The 18,787-nt window shown below is 35.9% G+C and carries 20 protein-coding genes; 14 read left to right on the forward strand and 6 right to left on the reverse strand.

Annotated elements, in window-relative coordinates; all coding sequences use genetic code 11:
- Positions 1–152 precede the first annotated feature (152 nt).
- Both groES and groL read left to right on the forward strand, forming a co-directional pair.
- Positions 153–437, forward strand: coding sequence for a co-chaperone GroES (groES, locus tag I567_RS08100; protein WP_016251739.1), 285 nt, complete (start codon positions 153–155; stop codon positions 435–437).
- Between the two features lie 17 nt (positions 438–454).
- Positions 455–2,086 (forward strand): chaperonin GroEL, encoded by a 1,632-nt coding sequence (groL, locus tag I567_RS08105; protein WP_016251740.1) that lies wholly within the window; start codon positions 455–457, stop codon positions 2,084–2,086.
- Between the two features lie 89 nt (positions 2,087–2,175).
- Here groL and I567_RS08110 read toward each other — a convergent pair whose 3' ends face one another.
- Positions 2,176–2,940, reverse strand: coding sequence for a MerR family transcriptional regulator (locus tag I567_RS08110; protein WP_016251741.1), 765 nt, complete (start codon positions 2,938–2,940; stop codon positions 2,176–2,178).
- A gap of 200 nt (positions 2,941–3,140) precedes the next feature.
- On the opposite strand from I567_RS08110, the gene I567_RS08115 reads away from it, so the two are divergent.
- From I567_RS08115 to nadE, 3 genes are all read left to right on the forward strand, one after another.
- A complete protein-coding gene (locus tag I567_RS08115) occupies positions 3,141–4,013 on the forward strand; it encodes a CPBP family intramembrane glutamic endopeptidase (RefSeq protein ID WP_016251742.1) in 873 nt (290 codons plus the stop codon).
- A 133-nt stretch (positions 4,014–4,146) separates the two neighbouring features.
- On the forward strand, positions 4,147–5,622 hold the full coding sequence (locus I567_RS08120) for a nicotinate phosphoribosyltransferase (RefSeq protein ID WP_016251743.1): 1,476 nt from the start codon (positions 4,147–4,149) through the stop codon (positions 5,620–5,622).
- Positions 5,623–5,635: 13 nt separating this feature from the next.
- Positions 5,636–6,460, forward strand: coding sequence for an ammonia-dependent NAD(+) synthetase (nadE, locus tag I567_RS08125; RefSeq protein ID WP_016251744.1), 825 nt, complete (start codon positions 5,636–5,638; stop codon positions 6,458–6,460).
- 58 nt (positions 6,461–6,518) lie between these two features.
- On the opposite strand, the gene I567_RS08130 is transcribed toward nadE, so the two are convergent.
- The 4 genes from I567_RS08130 to I567_RS08145 all read right to left on the reverse strand — a co-directional run bounded on the left by I567_RS08130 (position 6,519) and on the right by I567_RS08145 (position 9,328).
- A complete protein-coding gene (locus tag I567_RS08130; protein ID WP_016251745.1) occupies positions 6,519–7,340 on the reverse strand; it encodes a LysR family transcriptional regulator in 822 nt (273 codons plus the stop codon).
- Positions 7,341–7,371: 31 nt separating this feature from the next.
- A complete protein-coding gene (gene nrdI / locus I567_RS08135) occupies positions 7,372–7,821 on the reverse strand; it encodes a class Ib ribonucleoside-diphosphate reductase assembly flavoprotein NrdI (RefSeq protein ID WP_016251746.1) in 450 nt (149 codons plus the stop codon).
- Positions 7,822–7,915: 94 nt separating this feature from the next.
- The gene (locus I567_RS08140; RefSeq protein WP_016251747.1) at positions 7,916–8,443 is read right to left on the reverse strand and encodes an LURP-one-related/scramblase family protein; all 528 of its coding nucleotides are present in this window, start codon (positions 8,441–8,443) and stop codon (positions 7,916–7,918) included.
- A gap of 12 nt (positions 8,444–8,455) precedes the next feature.
- Positions 8,456–9,328: a Cof-type HAD-IIB family hydrolase gene (locus I567_RS08145; RefSeq protein WP_016251748.1), complete on the reverse strand. Its 873-nt coding sequence runs from the start codon at positions 9,326–9,328 to the stop codon at positions 8,456–8,458.
- Between the two features lie 153 nt (positions 9,329–9,481).
- On the opposite strand from I567_RS08145, the gene I567_RS08150 reads away from it, so the two are divergent.
- The 9 genes from I567_RS08150 to I567_RS08190 all read left to right on the forward strand — a co-directional run bounded on the left by I567_RS08150 (position 9,482) and on the right by I567_RS08190 (position 17,966).
- Positions 9,482–10,177 (forward strand): uracil-DNA glycosylase, encoded by a 696-nt coding sequence (locus I567_RS08150; protein ID WP_018345401.1) that lies wholly within the window; start codon positions 9,482–9,484, stop codon positions 10,175–10,177.
- Positions 10,178–10,323: 146 nt separating this feature from the next.
- Positions 10,324–11,304 (forward strand): phosphate acetyltransferase, encoded by a 981-nt coding sequence (pta, locus tag I567_RS08155; protein WP_016251750.1) that lies wholly within the window; start codon positions 10,324–10,326, stop codon positions 11,302–11,304.
- 7 nt (positions 11,305–11,311) lie between these two features.
- On the forward strand, positions 11,312–12,175 hold the full coding sequence (locus I567_RS08160; protein WP_016251751.1) for a DMT family transporter: 864 nt from the start codon (positions 11,312–11,314) through the stop codon (positions 12,173–12,175).
- Positions 12,176–12,364: 189 nt separating this feature from the next.
- Positions 12,365–12,805: a tRNA (adenosine(37)-N6)-threonylcarbamoyltransferase complex ATPase subunit type 1 TsaE gene (gene tsaE, locus I567_RS08165; RefSeq protein ID WP_231940239.1), complete on the forward strand. Its 441-nt coding sequence runs from the start codon at positions 12,365–12,367 to the stop codon at positions 12,803–12,805.
- Positions 12,798–13,331 carry a GNAT family N-acetyltransferase gene (locus I567_RS08170; protein WP_016251753.1) on the forward strand — a complete coding sequence of 178 codons (534 nt, stop codon included), beginning with the start codon at positions 12,798–12,800 and terminating at the stop codon, positions 13,329–13,331. The genes tsaE and I567_RS08170 overlap by 8 nt, the downstream gene beginning before the upstream one ends.
- Complete coding sequence (locus I567_RS08175) at positions 13,332–14,000, forward strand: response regulator transcription factor (protein ID WP_016251754.1); 669 nt, start codon at positions 13,332–13,334, stop codon at positions 13,998–14,000.
- A gap of 3 nt (positions 14,001–14,003) precedes the next feature.
- On the forward strand, positions 14,004–15,041 hold the full coding sequence (locus I567_RS08180; RefSeq protein WP_016251755.1) for a sensor histidine kinase: 1,038 nt from the start codon (positions 14,004–14,006) through the stop codon (positions 15,039–15,041).
- Positions 15,042–15,178: 137 nt separating this feature from the next.
- Positions 15,179–15,946: an ABC transporter ATP-binding protein gene (locus I567_RS08185; RefSeq protein ID WP_016251756.1), complete on the forward strand. Its 768-nt coding sequence runs from the start codon at positions 15,179–15,181 to the stop codon at positions 15,944–15,946.
- Positions 15,933–17,966 carry an ABC transporter permease gene (locus I567_RS08190; protein ID WP_016251757.1) on the forward strand — a complete coding sequence of 678 codons (2,034 nt, stop codon included), beginning with the start codon at positions 15,933–15,935 and terminating at the stop codon, positions 17,964–17,966. Before I567_RS08185 ends, I567_RS08190 begins: the two co-directional genes overlap by 14 nt.
- 46 nt (positions 17,967–18,012) lie before the next feature.
- On the opposite strand, the gene I567_RS08195 is transcribed toward I567_RS08190, so the two are convergent.
- Positions 18,013–18,765, reverse strand: a complete 753-nt coding sequence (locus I567_RS08195) for an exodeoxyribonuclease III (protein WP_016251758.1) — start codon at positions 18,763–18,765, stop codon at positions 18,013–18,015.
- Positions 18,766–18,787: the final 22 nt, after the last annotated feature.

Here is an 18,787-nt window from a genome sequence, read left to right on the forward strand (position 1 = left end):
GGATTCAGATAGTCAAGCATCTTCTTTTTTTAGTTTTTTAGACAAAATACTTGCAAATAGAGCGTAAAATGAGTAATATAATACTTGTAGTTAGCACTCAACTGTTTAGAGTGCTAATATCTAGATATTTATCTTTTTTGGAGGGATTCATTGTGTTAAGACCTTTAGGAAATCGTGTAATTATTGAAGTTGCACAAGAAGAAGAAAAAACAATTGGCGGGATTGTATTAGCCTCTGCTGCCAAAGAAAAACCACAAACCGGTACAGTCATTGCTGTAGGAAGTGGCGAAGTATTAAAAGATGGTACAAAAGTTGAAGTTCCAGTAAAAGTTGGCGAAACGGTAATGTTTGAAAAATATGCTGGATCTGAAGTGAAATATGAAGGAAAAGAATATTTAATCGTTGCGGCTAAAGATATTATGGCCGTTGTAGAATAAGATTGAGGTGAAAAATAATGGCAAAAGAAATTAAATTTGCAGAAGACGCACGTGCAGCCATGCTACGTGGGGTAGATAAATTAGCGGACACAGTTAAGGTAACATTAGGACCAAAAGGACGCAATGTTGTATTAGAAAAATCATTCGGCTCACCATTAATTACCAATGATGGTGTGACCATTGCCAAAGAAATTGAATTAGAAGACCACTTTGAAAATATGGGAGCTAAATTAGTTTCTGAAGTCGCATCAAAAACAAATGATATCGCTGGTGATGGTACAACTACAGCTACTGTTTTAACCCAAGCTATCGTACGTGAAGGTTTGAAAAATGTGACTGCGGGTGCCAACCCATTAGGTATTCGTCGTGGGATTGAATTAGCAACTAAAGCAGCGGTTGAAGAATTACACAATATTTCAGCTATTGTTGACTCTAAAGAAGCAATTGCCCAAGTAGGTGCAGTATCTTCAGGTAGTGAACAAGTAGGTAACTATATTGCCGATGCGATGGAAAAAGTTGGTAATGATGGTGTGATTACTATTGAAGAATCAAAAGGTATCGAAACTGAACTTGAAGTAGTTGAAGGAATGCAATTTGATCGTGGCTATCTATCACAATACATGGTTACTGATAATGATAAAATGGAAGCTGTTTTAGAAAATCCATATATTTTAATTACTGATAAGAAGATTTCAAACATTCAAGAAATCTTACCATTATTAGAACAAATCCTACAACAATCTAAACCATTATTAATTATTGCGGATGATGTAGATGGTGAGGCCCTTCCTACATTAGTGTTAAATAAAATCCGTGGTACTTTCAATGTAGTTGCTGTCAAAGCACCTGGATTTGGTGATCGTCGTAAAGCAATGTTAGAAGATATTGCTATTTTAACTGGTGGTACAGTGATTACTGAAGATTTAGGCTTAGAATTAAAAGATGCTACATTACAAAGCTTAGGTCAAGCAAGCAAAGTGGTAGTAAACAAAGATACTACGACGATTGTTGAAGGTGCTGGCGATTCAGAAAACATTGCCGCTCGTGTTCAAATTATTAAAGGTCAAATTGCTGAAACAACTTCTGATTTTGATCGTGAAAAATTACAAGAACGTTTAGCAAAATTAGCTGGCGGAGTTGCCGTGATTAAAGTTGGTGCGCCTACTGAAACAGAATTAAAAGAAATGAAATTACGTATTGAAGATGCATTAAATGCGACTCGTGCGGCTGTTGAAGAAGGTATGGTCTCAGGTGGGGGTACTGCCTTAGTGAATGTAATCAATAAGGTTGCTGAAGCTGAAAGTAAAGAAACAGGCGATGTTGCAACTGGTGTCCGTATTGTATTACGTGCTTTAGAAGAACCAGTTCGTCAAATTGCTGAAAATGCTGGCTATGAAGGCTCAGTTATCGTTGATCGTTTGAAGAAAGAAAAACTAGGTGTTGGTTTTAATGCTGCTACTGGTGAATGGGTAAATATGCTTGAAGCTGGTATTGTGGATCCAACAAAAGTGACTCGTTCAGCTTTACAAAATGCTGCTAGTGTGGCTGCCTTATTATTAACAACAGAAGCAGTAGTTGCTGATAAACCAGAACCAGCTGCACCTCAAGCACCTGCGATGGATCCTTCTATGATGGGCGGTATGATGTAAAAATAGACGAAGAACCTTGATTTATCAAGGTTCTTTTTATAAGTAAAAGTCATTCCTTCTACGAGATGATTATAGAAGGAATGACTTTATTAATTTCCTGCGTAATATTGAATGATTTCAGCTAATAAATCAGTCGAAGGAGCAATCGTTTTTTCATCATAATACGCACGAAAACGCTCATCAGCTTGGTACATTTCAGCTAAATTTCGATGATAAGTAGCATTATAATAGGGGGCAACCGTTGTTAACCAGGTTTTATGAGCCTCAAAAGCCATTTGCGCTGTATCATTTGGTAGCTCTTGAGGATGTGAAAGTAAGTTGTCCAAAGCTTGAATTAACTTTTCTTCAGCTTGTTGCATGGTTTCAAATTGCTCTGGGGTTAAGTCTAACCATTTTTGATTACTTTTTTGAACGGCTTCTTCATCATATTTTTCCCGTATTTCTTGGCCGTATTTTTCTTCATTTTCAGCTAATTTTTGTTGTTTAAAGTAGTTGAATTTTTCTTGATCAGTCATAGTTATTTCTCCTTGGTATTCTTGTAAAGTTTTTGCTAATGCTTGGATTTGTTGCTCTAATGAAATTTTTTGTTGGATTAATTTCATTTGTTGTGATTGTAGTGTTTGGTAAATAGTAACCTTATCTTGTGCCATAATTGTTTGAATTTCAATTAAGCTAAGTCCAAACGATTTAAAGAATAGTATTTGTTGAAGACGGGTAACTTCCTCTGAGCCATAGATACGATAACCATTGGAGCGAATGGCTTTTGGTTTGAGTAAGTCAATTTCATCATAATAGTGTAAGGTTCGTTTACTCACACCGCTTAATTTAGCGAGTTGTTGGACTGTGTACTCCATTGTGCTCATCCTTTCTCGTCTTAATTACAGTTCTATCATAAGCAATGACGTTACGGTAGAGTCAAGTGTTTTTTATCAATTTAACTTTATTTTTTTTTCGTTCTTTTGAGAATTTACCTGATAGGTTTTCCGACCATAGACCTATGTAATATTTTATAATTTATGTTACAGTCAATATATCAATATATGGAGGTGCATGTATGCAAAATATTCATTATTTTAAAGAGAATCCGCCGAAATCCTGGTGGCGTCCGATTGTAGCGACATTCTTGGTTTTTGCCCTTTGTGGTGGTGTAGGATCTATTCCAATATCCATCTTTATTTCTATTTTTACGAAGGAATCCTTATCGCAAGTTACCGAAAACAGTATCAGTGGGGAATTAGGTTCTTTATTTGGCTTTGGTTTTGCACTTATTGGCATTATCTATTGGAATAAACGTATGAATAAGCGCTCAATAGCATCTTTAGGCTTTACCCAAGAAAATGTGTTCAGTCAATATGCTTTGGGATTTCTAATTGGTGCCAGTTCACTAGCCTTTTTAGCAGTAGTAGCGATGTTTCTAGGGAGCATTCACTTTAAGCTAAATTCGCATATGAACTTTGGCTTAATTATATTATTGTTACTTGGGTTTATCATTCAAGGTTTAACCGAGGAAGTATTATGCCGTGGTTATTTACAAGGTAGTTTAAGCGCATTGATGGATGAAAAGTGGGCAATTATCATTAGTGCGGTCTTTTTTGCAGTATTACATGGCGCAAATCCTGGCATTCAAGTATTACCATTGATCAATTTATTTATTTTCGGCTTGGTCTTTAGCTTATTATATGCGTATAGCGAAAATATTTTATTTGTAGGTGCTGTTCATAGTGCTTGGAATTTTTTCCAAGGTCCATTTTTCGGGGTACAAGTAAGTGGGACGGAATCCATAACTTCAGTATTAAAAGCAAGTATTCCGCAAGCAAACTTCATTAATGGTGGTTCTTTTGGAATCGAAGGTAGCATATTAACAACAGTATTTGGCATTTTTTGCTGTGTATTATTATCTCAACTCATATTAAAGAAAAGAAAATAAGTTTTTAAGCCAATGATACTCAAATTTGAGGCGTTGGCTTTTTATTGTATAGACAGATGTGGTATAATGAAAAACAAATAAAATTTTATGTAATCATTGTCTGATGATTCCGATATTGAAAGGAATGTATACTATGCAGAAGTTATATCCAGATGATAGTTTAACCTTGCATACCGACATGTATCAAATTAATATGATGCAAACTTACTTTGAACTTGGTCGCCATAATTTAAATGTTGTTTTTGAATGTTATTTTAGAGATATGCCATTTAAGCATGGTTATGCTATTTTTGCTGGTCTTGAAAGAATTATTGATTATTTGAGCAATTTGACTTTTAGCGATTCTGATATCGAATATTTACGTAATGAATACAATTACTCAGAAGAATTTTTAGATTATTTAGCAAATTTCAAGTTTACTTGTACGGTGCGTTCAGCTTTAGAGGGCGATTTGGTCTTTAATAATGAGCCGATTTTACAAATTGAAGGTCCATTAGCACAGGCTCAACTCGTCGAAACAGCTTTGTTAAATATTGTTAACTTCCAAACATTAATTGCAACTAAAGCGGCTCGCATTAAATCGGTTATCGGTCAAGATCCATTATTAGAATTTGGAACACGTCGCGCACAAGATTTGGATGCAGCGATTTGGGGAACACGTGCAGCTTACATTGGGGGTGCAGATGCTACAAGTAATGTCCGCGCTGGTAAAATTTTTGGAATCCCAGCTAGTGGGACTCATGCGCATGCGTTAGTGCAATCTTATGGTAATGATTATGATGCTTTCATGGCATATGCAAAAACACATAAAGATTGTGTCTTTTTGGTTGATACGTATGATACATTGCGTTTAGGTGTACCTAGTGCGATTCGAGTGGCAAAAGAATTAGGAGATAAGATTAATTTCTTAGGTGTGCGAATTGATAGTGGCGATATGGCCTATATTTCAAAACGTGTCCGCGAACAATTAGATGAAGCCGGTTTTCCTAATGCCAAAATTTATGCTTCAAATGATTTAGATGAAAGTACGATTTTAAGCTTGAAGATGCAAAAAGCAAAAATTGATGTTTGGGGAGTCGGTACGAAATTAATTACTGCGTATGACCAGCCTTCATTAGGGGCTGTCTATAAGATGGTTTCAATTGAAAATGAAGAGGGAGAAATGGTAGATACGATTAAGCTTTCAAGCAATGCGGAAAAAGTAACTACGCCAGGTAAGAAACAAGTTTGGCGCATCACTCGTAATTCTGATGGTAAGTCACAAGGGGATTATATTACACTTTGGGATGAAGATCCACGCAAAGAAGACGAAATCTTTATGTTCCACCCAGTGCATACTTTCATTAATAAGACGGTGACTGATTTTACCGCGCGACCATTATTACAAGATATTTTTGTTGATGGCAAGCTTGTTTATCAAAAACCAAACTTAGAAGAAATTAAACATTATGCCCAACAAAACTTAGATTCATTATGGGAAGAATATAAACGTGATTTAAATCCGCAAAAATATCCTGTAGACCTTTCTACGGATTGTTGGAACCATAAGATGAATTTATTAGATAAGGTTAGAAAAGCAACTTTTGAGCAACATAATTTGATGAAATAAAAGGAATGGTTCGATGAGTTTACAAGAAAAAATTATTCAAGCTTTAGGTGTGCAACCAACAATTAATCCAGAAGAAGAAGTAAGAAAAAGTGTGGAATTTCTGAAAGATTATATGAAGAAACACCCATTTTTAAAAACCTATGTCTTAGGAATTAGTGGGGGACAAGATTCGTCACTAGCTGGACGTTTAGCACAATTAGCCATGGAAGAACTTAGAATGGAATTGAATGATGACGCTTATCAATTTATTGCTGTTCGTTTACCCTATGGCAATCAAGCGGATGAAGAGGATGCAAATCGGGCATTAGAATTTATTCAGGCAGACCGTGTATATACTGTAAATATTAAAGCGCCAGTTGATGGGCAAGTAGCGGCCTTAGAAGAAGCTGGTGTGACAGTTAGTGACTTCAATAAAGGGAATATGAAGGCGCGTCAACGGATGATTACGCAATATGCGCTTGCTGGAGAAAATAAAGGTGCAGTCATTGGTACCGATCATGCGGCAGAAAATATTACAGGCTTCTTTACAAAATTTGGCGATGGGGGCGCTGATATTTTACCGATTTTTAGATTAAATAAACGTCAAGGGAAGCAACTACTCGCTTATTTAGGTGCTGAACCGGCCATCTATGAAAAAGTGCCAACTGCTGATTTAGAAGATGATAAACCATTAATTGCAGATGAAGTAGCTTTAGGCGTGACTTATGATGAAATTGACGATTATCTTGAAGGTAAATCTGTCAGTGAAAAAGCTCGTACCACTATTGAAAATTGGTGGCATAAGACTGAACATAAACGTCATTTACCAATTACCATTTTTGATGATTTTTGGAAATAGGCGGTTAATAGAAATGCAAAAAAACCACAACTTTCGACTGTCAAAGTTGTGGTTTTTTTTAGAATAGTTTTTCAGCCAATAGTTGTAATTTTTGATTAATGGCAACAATATTTTCGCGCAAATTATCTCTACGAACGATCGAATAGAAGTGGCGTTTGTTATCTTTGGGTAGCTGACTAAAGTGAATAGATGGATCTAAAGTACAACGAGGGACGATGGATTGCCCAACCCCATTTTTTAGCATGGAACCAATCATTTCATCGGTATCAATTTCAATAATTTTCGGCTCAATTGGATGATTTTGTAGATAATGTTGATTTAATTGACGTAAAGATAAATCATCATTCCCTAATAACCAATATTCACTACTTAAATCTCCGGCTAATACAAGTTCATCCATCGCCAAAGTTGTTTTGTTAAATTCTTTGTGGTGGTCTACTTGCTCGATTAAGCCAATATCGATTTTGCTATTTTCAAGCCATTCTGCAATTTCATCACTGGTTGAAACCTTAAAGACAAAATCCACTCTTGGAAAAGCAGTAAGTAAGTGGCTCACTAGCTTAGGCAAATAATAAACGGCACAAAAATGTGAACTGGCAATGACACAGGTTTCACGTAGATTTTTTTGTTGACTGACTTTTTTTACGGCATGATCCCACTCGTTTAAGATTTTCAAAATTTTAGGATACATATAATCAGCCTCAGCCGTGGGAAGAATTTCTTGTTTGCCATTGCGGATAAATAATGGAACGGTCAACATTTCTTCTAATTTCTTGATTTGTGCAGATACAGTAGGTTGGGATAAGAACAATGAATCTGCCGAGCGTGTAAAATTATGTGTTTCGTAAACAGAGATAAACGTTCGAAGTAGTTGAAACAAAATTTGGCCTCCCTTTATTTATTTCAATTAATCATTTGAAATGAACTAATTTTTCATAGATATTTTGGACATCTTGAGTTGTTCCACGAAGTTCAAAATCAGCGATAAACGGAACTTTGAATTCTTCAGCATATTGTTTAGCCGTTAAGCAATATTGATGATTAAAGTTGCGATTTCCACTGCCAATGACGCCTAAACATTTTTTCGCATTTTCACCAAAACGGATATATTCTCTAAAAGGCTCTGTCAGAATTTCCACATCGCCATTATCTACGCCATTACCTCCCTCTAAATAGGTTGGTACAAAGGCGAAAAAGTCACTTGTTTCATTTTCAGGAATCGTTTGTAAATGCACTTCTTTGGCTTGAATTAAAGGATAGTTTTCGTCTAACCCGTGTTGCGCTTTTGCAAATTCAACTAATTTTTGGATAAAGGCACGCGTATTGCCTGAAATTGAGATAAAACGTACATCTATTGTCATTTTCATACCTCCAACCTATATTATAACATCAATGTCAAATCAACGCACAAAAAAACCTTGAAGAATTGAAAAAATATCTTCAAGGTTTGCTTGATTAATCAGTAATTAGTGAGGCTTGATAATTTAATTCAGCATTTTTAGCCTCTCTTTTAGAACGATTATATAACCAATAATCCATAACTGCAGCGATACAGATACATTTCGGAGCATTTTTTTCGTTAGGTATGTCTAAACTATAATAATTACCTGTTAAAAAATTGGCTTTATCCATCGTCATAATTCGCTCATTAAAATGGTGAATTTGATATTTATGTTGGTAAATATCCCCATGCGCAGCCCAATGAAGTTGTTTGATGTAATAAAAATCTCCCGGCCAGTTAAATATTTTGCGCATTTCACCGACTTTTTGATAGTTTTCGTAAATGATAAATTTACTACCAAAGATGAAACTCGCTTGTTTAATACTGGCAACTAATTGACCGTTCATTTTATAAAGAAGTAAGGCATCTCGCTTTCTGCCCCAATTACCCACCATCAAATATATATCATGATTTTTTTCATCTTTGACAATGGTTCTTGTTCGTTTTGAAAGTTGATGCTGTTGAATGTAGAATTCAGGCATTGCAATCCCTTCTTATGATAAGTTTTCATCAATGGCTCGACGAATCGCTTTTCCCACACCACTATTAATATTGGTATCGGCTATATATTTGGCAGCCTGTTTTAATTCATCCACAGCATTTTCCATGGCAAAACTTACGCCAGCTTCTTGAATCATACTCAAGTCATTAAAGTTATCACCAATGGTCATGGCTTGTGATAATGGAATATTTAACATCTCGGCAATTTTTTTCACAGCAATTCCCTTTTGCGCATCGATGTGGTTGATTTCAATATTATTTGTCCCAGAAGAGGTAACATTTAGCGTAGGTTTATCGATTAATTCCGCAGAAACCTTCTCTAAAATATCGGGATCTGTATTATTAAATCCAATAATTTTTAATACTTTAATATCGTCTCTTAAAATATATTCTTTCATATTGTCCACAATTCTAATTGGCAATGATTCAAAGCGAGCTGAAGTCATTGCAATGGCCATTTGGTAAGTCAAGTGTGGCAATTTTTGAGAAAGAAAAGCGGCAAATGTTTCAATTCTGCGTGCTAAATTCTCTGAAAAAGTTCCTTGATTGGTCGATACTTCATAGTAAACATTGTGTTTTTCAAGTATCTGCATGACTTCAAGGGCATTTTCTTTGGCAATTTCAATTGTGAATAAGACGTGATGATCTTTATCAAACGCTTGGGCCCCATTTAAAGTGATCATTGGACATTTAATATCAGCATCATTTAAGGCAGGGAGCGCTTCAGTAATATTGCGTCCAGTACATACCATAAAATGAATGCCTTTTTCTTGGGCATAACGAATGGCGGCAATATTTTCTTCACTAATATGCATGTGTTCGTCTAAAAGTGTGCCATCCATATCAGAGGCAATTAATTGAATCATAATCTTCATCCTTTACTACTTCAATCTTTATCTCTAGTTTAACACAAAAAGAGGGCTTACAAAACGAAAAATATCTGGAATGATAACAAAAACTCTTTTATCTTTATAAATTTTAGTTACAATAAGAGTAAATAGAAAGATAGGTGAGAAGTGTTGAAGATAATTATCAAAAATAGTTGGCAAGATGTGTTGCAAGACGAATTTCAAAAAGATTATTATAAACATTTGCGGCAATATCTTAAAAATGAATATGCCACACAAACGATTTATCCCGATATGTATCACATTTTCGAGGCTTTACAATTAACCCCTTTTGAGGAAGTGAAAGTGGTCATTTTAGGTCAAGACCCTTATCATGGCCTTAATCAAGCACATGGGCTTTCTTTTTCTGTGCAACCAGGTGTCAGAATTCCACCTTCATTACGTAATATCTATCAAGAATTGCAAAATGATTTAGGGATTCAGCCGGCTAACCATGGATGCTTAACTTCGTGGGCTAAACAGGGAGTACTATTGTTAAATACAGTTCTGACTGTGCGAGCAGGTCAAGCCAATTCACATGCTTCACAAGGTTGGGAAATCTTAACTGATGAAATCATAAAGAAATTAAATGACAGACCAGAGCCGATGGTATTTATTCTCTGGGGAAGACATGCACAAAAGAAAATCGAATTTATTGATACTTTGCGTCATGTGGTCATCCAATCTCCCCATCCTAGTCCATTTTCAGCTAATCGAGGTTTCTTTGGGTCAAGGCCATTTTCAAGATGTAATCAAGCGTTAGTCAAAATGGGTTATCAACCAATCAACTGGCAACTCCCACCAGTAGAACAGTTGGAAAAATTTTAAAAGACTGTATTAATGCATTTATTTTGAAAATGTTAACAATATTATTTTCATGCGTATTTTCAAAGTTAGACAGGAAAAAGAACTGTTCATTTTTAATGATTTAGTGTACAATGTAAGGGTATTAAAAAACTGGAGGTTGTTTATCAATGGAACTATTTGATAGTTTAAAATTCAAAATTGTAAGAAAACATATTAAAATCGCTTTTCCGGAAGCAACAGACCCACGTATTTTAGGTGCGGCTGCTCGTCTAAAATCAGAAGAGTTAGTGGAACCTGTCTTAATTGGTCATACAGAAGAAGTGAAAAAAGCTGCCCAAAGTCGTGGGATTTCTTTAGAAGGTTTTGAAATTTTAGACCCAGATACTTATCCTGCTTGGGATGAAATGGTCGCTGCTTTTGTTGAACGTCGTAAAGGCAAAGCAACTAAAGAACAAGCAGAACAAATCTTAAAAGATGTCAACTACTTTGGTACAATGTTAACTTACATGGGTGTCACGCAAGGGATGGTATCAGGGGCTGTTCACTCTACAGGAGATACGGTTCGTCCAGCCTTGCAAATCATTAAGACAAAACCAGGAGTTAGCCGTACAAGTGGTGCTTTCTTAATGGTTCGTGGTCGCGACCAAGAAAAATATCTATTTAGCGATTGTGCAATTAATGTGAATCCAAATGCTCAAGAATTAGCTGAAATTGCTGTTGCTTCTGCGAAAACAGCTGAATTATTTGATATTGATCCTAAAGTGGCTATGCTAAGCTTCTCAACCAAAGGATCTGCTAAAGCTGAAATGGTCGATAAAGTCGTTGAAGCTACTAAAATTGCCCAAGAATTAGCACCAGATTACACGATTGATGGGGAATTACAATTTGACGCTGCTTATGTCCCAAGTGTAGCTGCTCAAAAAGCGCCAAACTCTGAGGTTGCTGGTGAGGCTACTGTTTTTGTATTCCCAGATTTACAAGCCGGAAATATTGGCTATAAGATTGCCCAACGTTTTGGTGGATTTGAAGCCATTGGACCTATCTTACAAGGATTAAACCAACCAGTTTCTGACCTTTCTCGTGGATGTAACGAAGAAGATGTTTATAAATTATCAATTATCACTGCTGTTCAAACTTTATTGGACTAAGGAATAAATGAAGCAAAATCAAAAACAATTAGGGATTTTGATGATTATTCTTTCTGCTTTTTGTTTTGCAGGGATGAATGTCTTTGTAAAATTAGCTGGGGATTTACCAGTGATGCAGAAGAGTTTTTTCAGAAATTTAGTCGCGCTATTCGTTGCTTTTTATGTACTTAAAAAGCAGCGGATAGCGTTTCATGTGCCAAAGGAATCACGGACTTTACTCTTTTTTAGAGCTTTTTTTGGAACAGTGGGGCTCTTATGTAATTTTTATGCCGTTGATCATTTGGTACTCACTGATGCGTCAATGATTCAAAAATTAACGCCTTTTTTCACCGTTTTATTATCATTGGTCATATTAAAAGAAAAACCTGCCCGCTTTCAATATATTGCCATGGGGATTGCGATGGTTGGGATGCTATTTATTGTCAAACCTAGCTTTGACAATCCACAATTGTTAGGTTATTCGATTGCTTTGCTTGGCTCTTTTTGTGCTTCTACAGCTTATACGTTGGTACGTAAATTATCATTCACACCAATAAAGGGGCCTGCAATTGTTTTTTATTTTTCATTGTTTTCTTGTTTGGCCATGATTCCATCGATGATTGTCGATTTTCATCCAATGAGTATCCAGCAAATCATTTATTTGTTAATGGCTGGCGTGATGGCAAGTGGAGGACAATTCTCGGTAACTAGTGCTTATAGTTACGCACCAGCAAAAGAAATCTCGATTTTTGACTATTCACAAGTACTCTTTGTAGGATTCTTTGGATTTGTATTATACGGTGAAATTCCAGACACCTATTCCTTCATTGGTTATCTTATTATTTTTGTTACCGCCTATATGATGTATGTGTACGGTAAAAGGAAAATATGAGACTAGGGTGTTTGACATTCATAACCAAGGCTAGGGTGGTTCAGTAGCTTGCTGAATGTCCTAGCTTTTTTTGTGTAGGATTCCATCAGGATAGCATGACGGATGGATGAAATTTATGTTAATATAAGGTCAAATAGATTTTTTGAAAGTGAGGAAATCGTCTTGATTCAAATCAATGGACTGCAAGAGATGGAACAATTGGGCTTACTTCTTGGTCAAACTGCCCAAGGGGGGGATGTATTGATTCTATCTGGTGATTTAGGTGCAGGAAAAACAACACTCTCTAAAAGTATTGCTAAAGGTTTAGATATTCAACAAATGATAAAAAGTCCCACTTATACTTTGATTCGCGAATATGATGAAGGAAGATTACCTTTTTATCATATGGATGTTTACCGCATCGATGGTGATGTGGAAGGCATGGGCTTAGAAGAGTATTTTGAAGGGGATGGTTTATGTGTAGTTGAGTGGGGCGAATTACTCACAGAACTGCCAGAAGATTACCTTCATCTTACTATTCATAAAGTAGCAGATGAGGAAGATAAGCGAGAAATGGCATTCAAGGCGCACGGCAAACTCGCAACAGATTGGTTAGCAAAAGTGAAAGCAATGGGGAAGTTTCATGAGTGAAGAGATAAGGTTGGTGATTCGCCAAGCAAGCGGTGAAGATAGTGCCCAGTTATTAGCTTTAAGTCAACGAGTAGCAAAAGAAACAGATTATTTAATTATGGATGAATATGGCATGGGCCTATGCGAAGAGTTGCTTGCTGAACAATTAGATTTGTTAGCTCAGGCAGATAATCAAGTATTGCTATTGGCTTTTGATGGGACGCAATGTATTGGTGCGGCTTCAATTAAAGGAAACGACGAATATCGAATTCATCATATTGGTGAAGTAGGGATTTTTATCTTAAAGGAGTACTGGTCTTTAGGGATTGGATCGCTATTGATGGAAGAATTAATCGAATATGTCAAACAAGTTCAAATTTTTAAACGTTTGGAGTTAACGGTGCAAACGCGTAATCAAAAAGCCATTGCCTTATATCAGAAGTTTGGCTTTAGCAAAGAAGCGACCTTAAAATATGGGGCTTGCTTGGATAATGGCGAGTTTGTGGATGTTGATTTAATGGCAAGATATTTTGAAGTAGGTGAGTGAATGCAAAAAATAATGATTATTGAAGATGAAGCAGCCTTGGCCCAAGAGTTAGCTTTTCTCTTAACACAGGCAGGCTATCAAGCTTATATTGTCCAAGATTTTGCTCATCCTTTACTTGAAATCGAAAGTCAACTCCCAGATTTATTATTATTAGATATTCAACTTCCTGGTGTAAATGGTCATCAGTTATTGCAAGAAATCCGAAAAAAATATCAATTTCCGATTATTATGGTCACAAGTCGGGACAATGAGATGGATGAGGTATTGGCGATGAGTTATGGAGCGGATAATTACATTACCAAGCCTTATAATCCAACGGCCTTGTTACTGCATATCGCCGCGATGTTTAAACGGATGCAACCCCAAAGTACTAGTTTGATTCAATATCATGGGTTGCAGATAGACTTAAATAAATGGACGATTGCCAAAGAAGGCCAAACGACTCACTTAACAAAAAACGAACAGTTGATTTTTCAAATGTTATGGCAACATCGTGGAAAAATTGTCACCCGGGAGATGTTGATGACCGAGCTTTGGAATAATGACGAGTTTATTAATGACAATGCATTAAGTGTGAATATTAGTCGCTTGCGGCAAAAGTTTGCAGATTTAGATTTGGCTGATGTAATCGAAACAAAGAAAAAACAAGGATATTTATTAATGGAGTAACAAATGAAGTTAAGTGAATATATCAAAAGTCGCTTATGGCAATATCTACTTAAGTTTTCGGTCAGTTTATTGTGTTTAGCACTTTTATGGGTATTTAAAGTGCCATCAACGCTTTTAGTGATGATTGTCATGATGATGGGGACAACTTTTTTGGTCGTTGAACTGGTTGAATTTCATCAAAAGAAAAGTTATTATCAGGAATTATTTCAGCAACTCAATCAATTAGAAGAGCAAGCTTTATTGGTTCATTCGATTCTGCCACAGCCTAAGTTTTATGAAGGACAACTGGTGGATGAAGAACTAAGATTGGTTTATCAAGGTTTTATGACCCAATTAAGAGCCAGTCAAAAACAAACAGAGGACTTTAAGGAATTTATTGAGCTGTGGATTCATGAAGCTAAAATCCCACTTGCGACCTTACAGTTAAGCTTGTATAACCAACATCATTTACCCGCAGAAATCAAACAAGCGTTGCAACAGTTAGAAGATTATCTCGAGCAAGTTTTATATTTTACTCGTGCTGAAAATGCGCAAAAAGATTATCTTATTCGCCAAGTGCCTTTACAGCAAATTATTCGCCAAGTAGCCATTCGAAATCAAGCACGTTTATTAAATGGGGATATTCAGTTTATTGCACCCAGTACCGATTTAATTGTGACGACAGATCAAAAATGGTTAGGTTATATTTTGAATCAAATTATGGATAACGCCATAAAATATGTGCAAATGATTGAAAATGCGACTATTGAAATCGCGGTGGAAGAGCAAGAAAAGGAAATCTTATTGCATATTCGCGATAATGGTTGTGGGATTTCGGCCAGTGATTTGCCACGTGTTTTTGATAAATCTTTTACTGGAGAAAATGGTCGGCTTTATCCTAAGGCCACGGGGTTAGGTCTTTATCTAGTGAAACAACTGATTTCAAAACTAGGACACGGAATTACGATTACTTCAAATGTTCAAGTTGGCACCACAGTTACGCTAATTTTTGCCAAACCTAGCTTTTATGAAGTCGTTCAAACAAGTGATAACAAAGAATAGAAGGAGTTCTTTCAATAGAGAGGACTCTTTTTTGCTAATCTTACAAAATTGTAAGGTACGGTAAGATAAAACCAACGACAAGTAAACAAGGCTATTTTATACTTAAGATGTCAAATGAATTGAAGGAGGAAAAGAAAATGAATCCAGTATTACAAGTAAAACAAGTTGAAAAATATTTCGGACGTGCAAATAATTTAACACGTGCTTTAAATCAGATTAGTTTTGAAGTCCAACCAGGAGAATTTGTGGCTATTATGGGAGCATCTGGTAGTGGGAAAACGACTTTGCTAAATTGTATAGCGACGATTGACCAAGTTTCTAGCGGTCAAATCATTGTTGCAAATCAAGATATTACCAAATTAAAAGGCGGCAAATTGAATCAGTTTAGACAAAAGCAAATTGGTTTTGTCTTCCAGGATTTCAACCTACTAGATACTATGAATGCTTTTGAAAATATTGCACTTGCCTTAACGATTCGTAATGTACCTGCCAAACAAGTCGAAGAAAAGGTATTAAAAGTTGCGAGTTATTTGGGCATTACGGATATTTTGTATAAATTTCCATACGAGGTTTCCGGTGGACAAAAGCAGAGAATAGCTGCAGCACGAGCAATTGTTGCTGATCCGGCAATCGTATTAGCTGATGAACCGACTGGCGCTCTTGACTCAAAATCTGCCCGTCAAATGTTGGAGCAATTTGAATTATTAAATGAATGCTTGAATTCGACCATTTTGATGGTGACATACGATGCTTTCACGGCGAGTTATACGAATCGGGTATTGTTTGTGAAAGATGGCCAAATCTTTAATGAAATTTATCGTGGGGAATCTAGCCGTAAAGAATTCTTTGATCAAGTTATTGAAGTGGTAGCCTTATTAGGTGGTGATGTCAATGATGTCCGTTAAGTTGGCCTTTGGAAATGTAAAGAAAAGCATAGGAAGTTTCTTGGTATATTTTGTTACGCTGGCATTAGGTGTGGCGATGTTCTATGCTTTTAATGCGCTTCAAGATCAAAGCTTATTTAAATATTTTGAAGAAGCCTATGCCCAAAGATTAAGTATTTTATTTGATACTTTAGGCGGTTTAAATAAATTTATCGCTTTTATCTTTGGCTTGATTATACTATATGCAACCAGTTATTTATTGCGAAAACGTAAAAAAGAATTTGGTCTGTATATGATATTAGGAATGAATAAACTAAAAATCTCGACCATTCTAGTTTTAGAAACGTTCTTTATCGGTCTATTTTCGTTAGTGGTGGGGATTGTGTTAGGAATTGGTTTGTCACAATTAATTAATATCTTTTTGGGTCATTTATTTGTTGCTGACATTTCACGTTTAACACTAAGTATTTCCATGCATGCGATTATCCAAACGTTGATTAATTTTGGCATCATTTATCTGGTAGCGATGGTTTTTAGTGTCATTTTAATGAATCGTGCCAAATTAATTGATTTACTCAAAGCAAGTCAGCAAAATGAAAAAAGTTGGTGGCAAAAACCTTGGATTGGGACCTTGTTATTCATTTCGGGATTAGCCATCTTAACTTGGAGTTATTATATTGCGACTCATTTAATGGATGTTATTATTGATTTGCAATGGGGACCAAAGATGATTTTATATTCTATTTTTGGCGGAATTATTGGTACGTATTTCACTTTTATGGGAATTGCTGCTTTTATTCCAGTTGTTTTGCCGAAGTTTAAAGGATTTTATTATCGCAAACTGCATAGCTTTGGAATTCGCCAATTTAGTACGCAATTAGCCAAAAGTGTCTTTTCTTTAGCAACGATTTGTTTATTACAATTTTTTGCGATTGGTATTTTAGTTGCTTCCTTTAATTTCAAAAATGGTATTGAAGAAAGAGGACTAGCTAATGTGCCGTTTGATTTCCAGTTTAGTGTGACTCAGGCAGCTGATGAAAATGTTGAAGGGCAACTAGCTCTAATTGAGAAAAATGCGGATGCGGCGATTGCACGGAATCAAGCTTATTTCAAAGGCATGAAGAAAAAAGAAGTCCAATATGAGTATTATATTGATCCCAAAATTGATAATACAATCGAATTATTAGGCATATCTGTAGAAAAAGGCTTAATTGCTCCTCCGATTATTATCAATCAAACGCAATATAATCAAATGGCACCTTATTATCATTTGGCAAAAGCAGACGTGAAACCAGGGGAATATGCTTTTCTAATGCGGTTTAATGGTTTTTCTGATAAGGCGATTGAAGATAAATTAATGGATTTACCTAAAATTAAGGTAGCCAATCAAACCTTTACACCAAGCCAAACAAAATTTATCGACGGGACCATTCAAACAAGTGGTTATGATACTTTTGTGATTTTAAATGATGCTGACCTCAAGCAATTGCCTTTACAACTCGCTGGTAAAGTGATTAGCACCTTATATAATGAAAAAGGAAAGCGTCATGAAAAAGAGTTGGCTAAGAACTGGGAGAAAATGTTGTCGAAAAAAGAGTTACACTTAAATTATTCGGCAGAATCACAATATTCAGCAAAAACTTCACTAGCTTCTGATTCGTTAATGGTAACCGTTGTTGGCATGTATCTAGGTATTTTCTTCCTGATTGCTGCAATTGGGATTTTAGCTTTGAAGAGTTTAGTAGACTTTGAAAAGCATCAACAAAATTACCGTATCTTACGCCAATTAGGTGCTAGTGAGCAGATGATTCAAAAATCGTTATTCAATCAAGTGGCTATCTTCTTTATTTTGCCGCTAGTTGGGGCGCTATTCCATATGATTTTTGGCTTGAAATTTACGAAAGATTATATGATGATTGGTGGCGGCTTTGAGTTAAGTCTGCAACAAACAGGCTGGGTTATTGGTTTTGTGATTATGATTAATGCGATTTATTTAATGATTACTTATTTGATGAATCGCATGGCAGTCAAAGAAATTTAATAACGAATAAAGAACCACGCCAGAAAGCAGGGGTGGTTCTTTGTCTTTATTTTAAATCTAGTTCAACTGGACAATGGTCACTGCCGAATATTTCGGTATGAATTTTGGCATCAACGAGTCGCTCTTTTAAGTCATCGGAAACCACAAAATAGTCAATCCGCCATCCTGCATTATTTTTCCGAGCATTAAAACGATAACTCCACCAAGAGTAAATGCCTTCTTGATCAGGATAAAAATGACGGAAAGTATCGATATAGCCATTATTCAATAGTTGACTGAATTTTTCACGTTCTTCAATGGTAAAACCAGCATTGCGTTGGTTGGTTTTCCAATTTTTTAAGTCAATATTTTCATGGGCGACATTTAAATCTCCACACAAGATAACCCCTTTTTGCTCCTTAAGTCCATTTAAATACGCTAAAAACGCCTCTTCCCAAGTCATGCGATAGTCCAAACGTTTCAATTCATTTTGAGAATTTGGTGTATAGCAAGTGACCAAATAATAATCCGGATATTCAAGAGTGATGACGCGGCCTTCATGATCGTGTTCTTCCACACCGATTCCTAATTGCACCGATAAAGGCTCATGCTTGGTAAAAATCGCAGTACCTGAATAACCTTTCTTTTCGGCATAATTCCAATATTGATAATACCCTGGCAAATCTAACTCAATTTGACCTTCTTGTAATTTGGTCTCTTGTAGGCAGAAAAAGTCCGCATCGAGTTGCTTGAAGTCTTCTAAAAAATTTTTCTTAACGATGGCTCTTAGTCCATTCACATTCCATGAGATGAATTTCATAGCACTTCCTCATTTCTTTTGT

It is taken from the genome of Enterococcus cecorum DSM 20682 = ATCC 43198 (assembly GCF_000407565.1).
GTDB classification, from domain to species: Bacteria; Bacillota; Bacilli; order Lactobacillales; family Enterococcaceae; genus Enterococcus_E; species Enterococcus_E cecorum.

Bases quoted from the DNA above. Each gene is read 5' to 3' on its own strand.
- I567_RS08140 (WP_016251747.1), bottom strand. From the start codon at position 8,443: ATGCCTGAATTCTACATTCAACAGCATCAACTTTCAAAACGAACAAGA.
- tsaE (WP_231940239.1), top strand. From the start codon at position 12,365: ATGGAACAATTGGGCTTACTTCTTGGTCAAACTGCCCAAGGGGGGGAT.
- nadE (WP_016251744.1), top strand. From the start codon at position 5,636: ATGAGTTTACAAGAAAAAATTATTCAAGCTTTAGGTGTGCAACCAACA.
- groL (WP_016251740.1), top strand. From the start codon at position 455: ATGGCAAAAGAAATTAAATTTGCAGAAGACGCACGTGCAGCCATGCTA.
- I567_RS08190 (WP_016251757.1), top strand. From the start codon at position 15,933: ATGATGTCCGTTAAGTTGGCCTTTGGAAATGTAAAGAAAAGCATAGGA.
- I567_RS08180 (WP_016251755.1), top strand. From the start codon at position 14,004: ATGAAGTTAAGTGAATATATCAAAAGTCGCTTATGGCAATATCTACTT.
- I567_RS08115 (WP_016251742.1), top strand. From the start codon at position 3,141: ATGCAAAATATTCATTATTTTAAAGAGAATCCGCCGAAATCCTGGTGG.
- I567_RS08120 (WP_016251743.1), top strand. From the start codon at position 4,147: ATGCAGAAGTTATATCCAGATGATAGTTTAACCTTGCATACCGACATG.
- nrdI (WP_016251746.1), bottom strand. From the start codon at position 7,821: ATGACAATAGATGTACGTTTTATCTCAATTTCAGGCAATACGCGTGCC.
- I567_RS08110 (WP_016251741.1), bottom strand. From the start codon at position 2,940: ATGGAGTACACAGTCCAACAACTCGCTAAATTAAGCGGTGTGAGTAAA.
- I567_RS08195 (WP_016251758.1), bottom strand. From the start codon at position 18,765: ATGAAATTCATCTCATGGAATGTGAATGGACTAAGAGCCATCGTTAAG.
- pta (WP_016251750.1), top strand. From the start codon at position 10,324: ATGGAACTATTTGATAGTTTAAAATTCAAAATTGTAAGAAAACATATT.
- I567_RS08160 (WP_016251751.1), top strand. From the start codon at position 11,312: ATGAAGCAAAATCAAAAACAATTAGGGATTTTGATGATTATTCTTTCT.
- I567_RS08175 (WP_016251754.1), top strand. From the start codon at position 13,332: ATGCAAAAAATAATGATTATTGAAGATGAAGCAGCCTTGGCCCAAGAG.
- I567_RS08170 (WP_016251753.1), top strand. From the start codon at position 12,798: ATGAGTGAAGAGATAAGGTTGGTGATTCGCCAAGCAAGCGGTGAAGAT.
- I567_RS08145 (WP_016251748.1), bottom strand. From the start codon at position 9,328: ATGATTCAATTAATTGCCTCTGATATGGATGGCACACTTTTAGACGAA.
- I567_RS08185 (WP_016251756.1), top strand. From the start codon at position 15,179: ATGAATCCAGTATTACAAGTAAAACAAGTTGAAAAATATTTCGGACGT.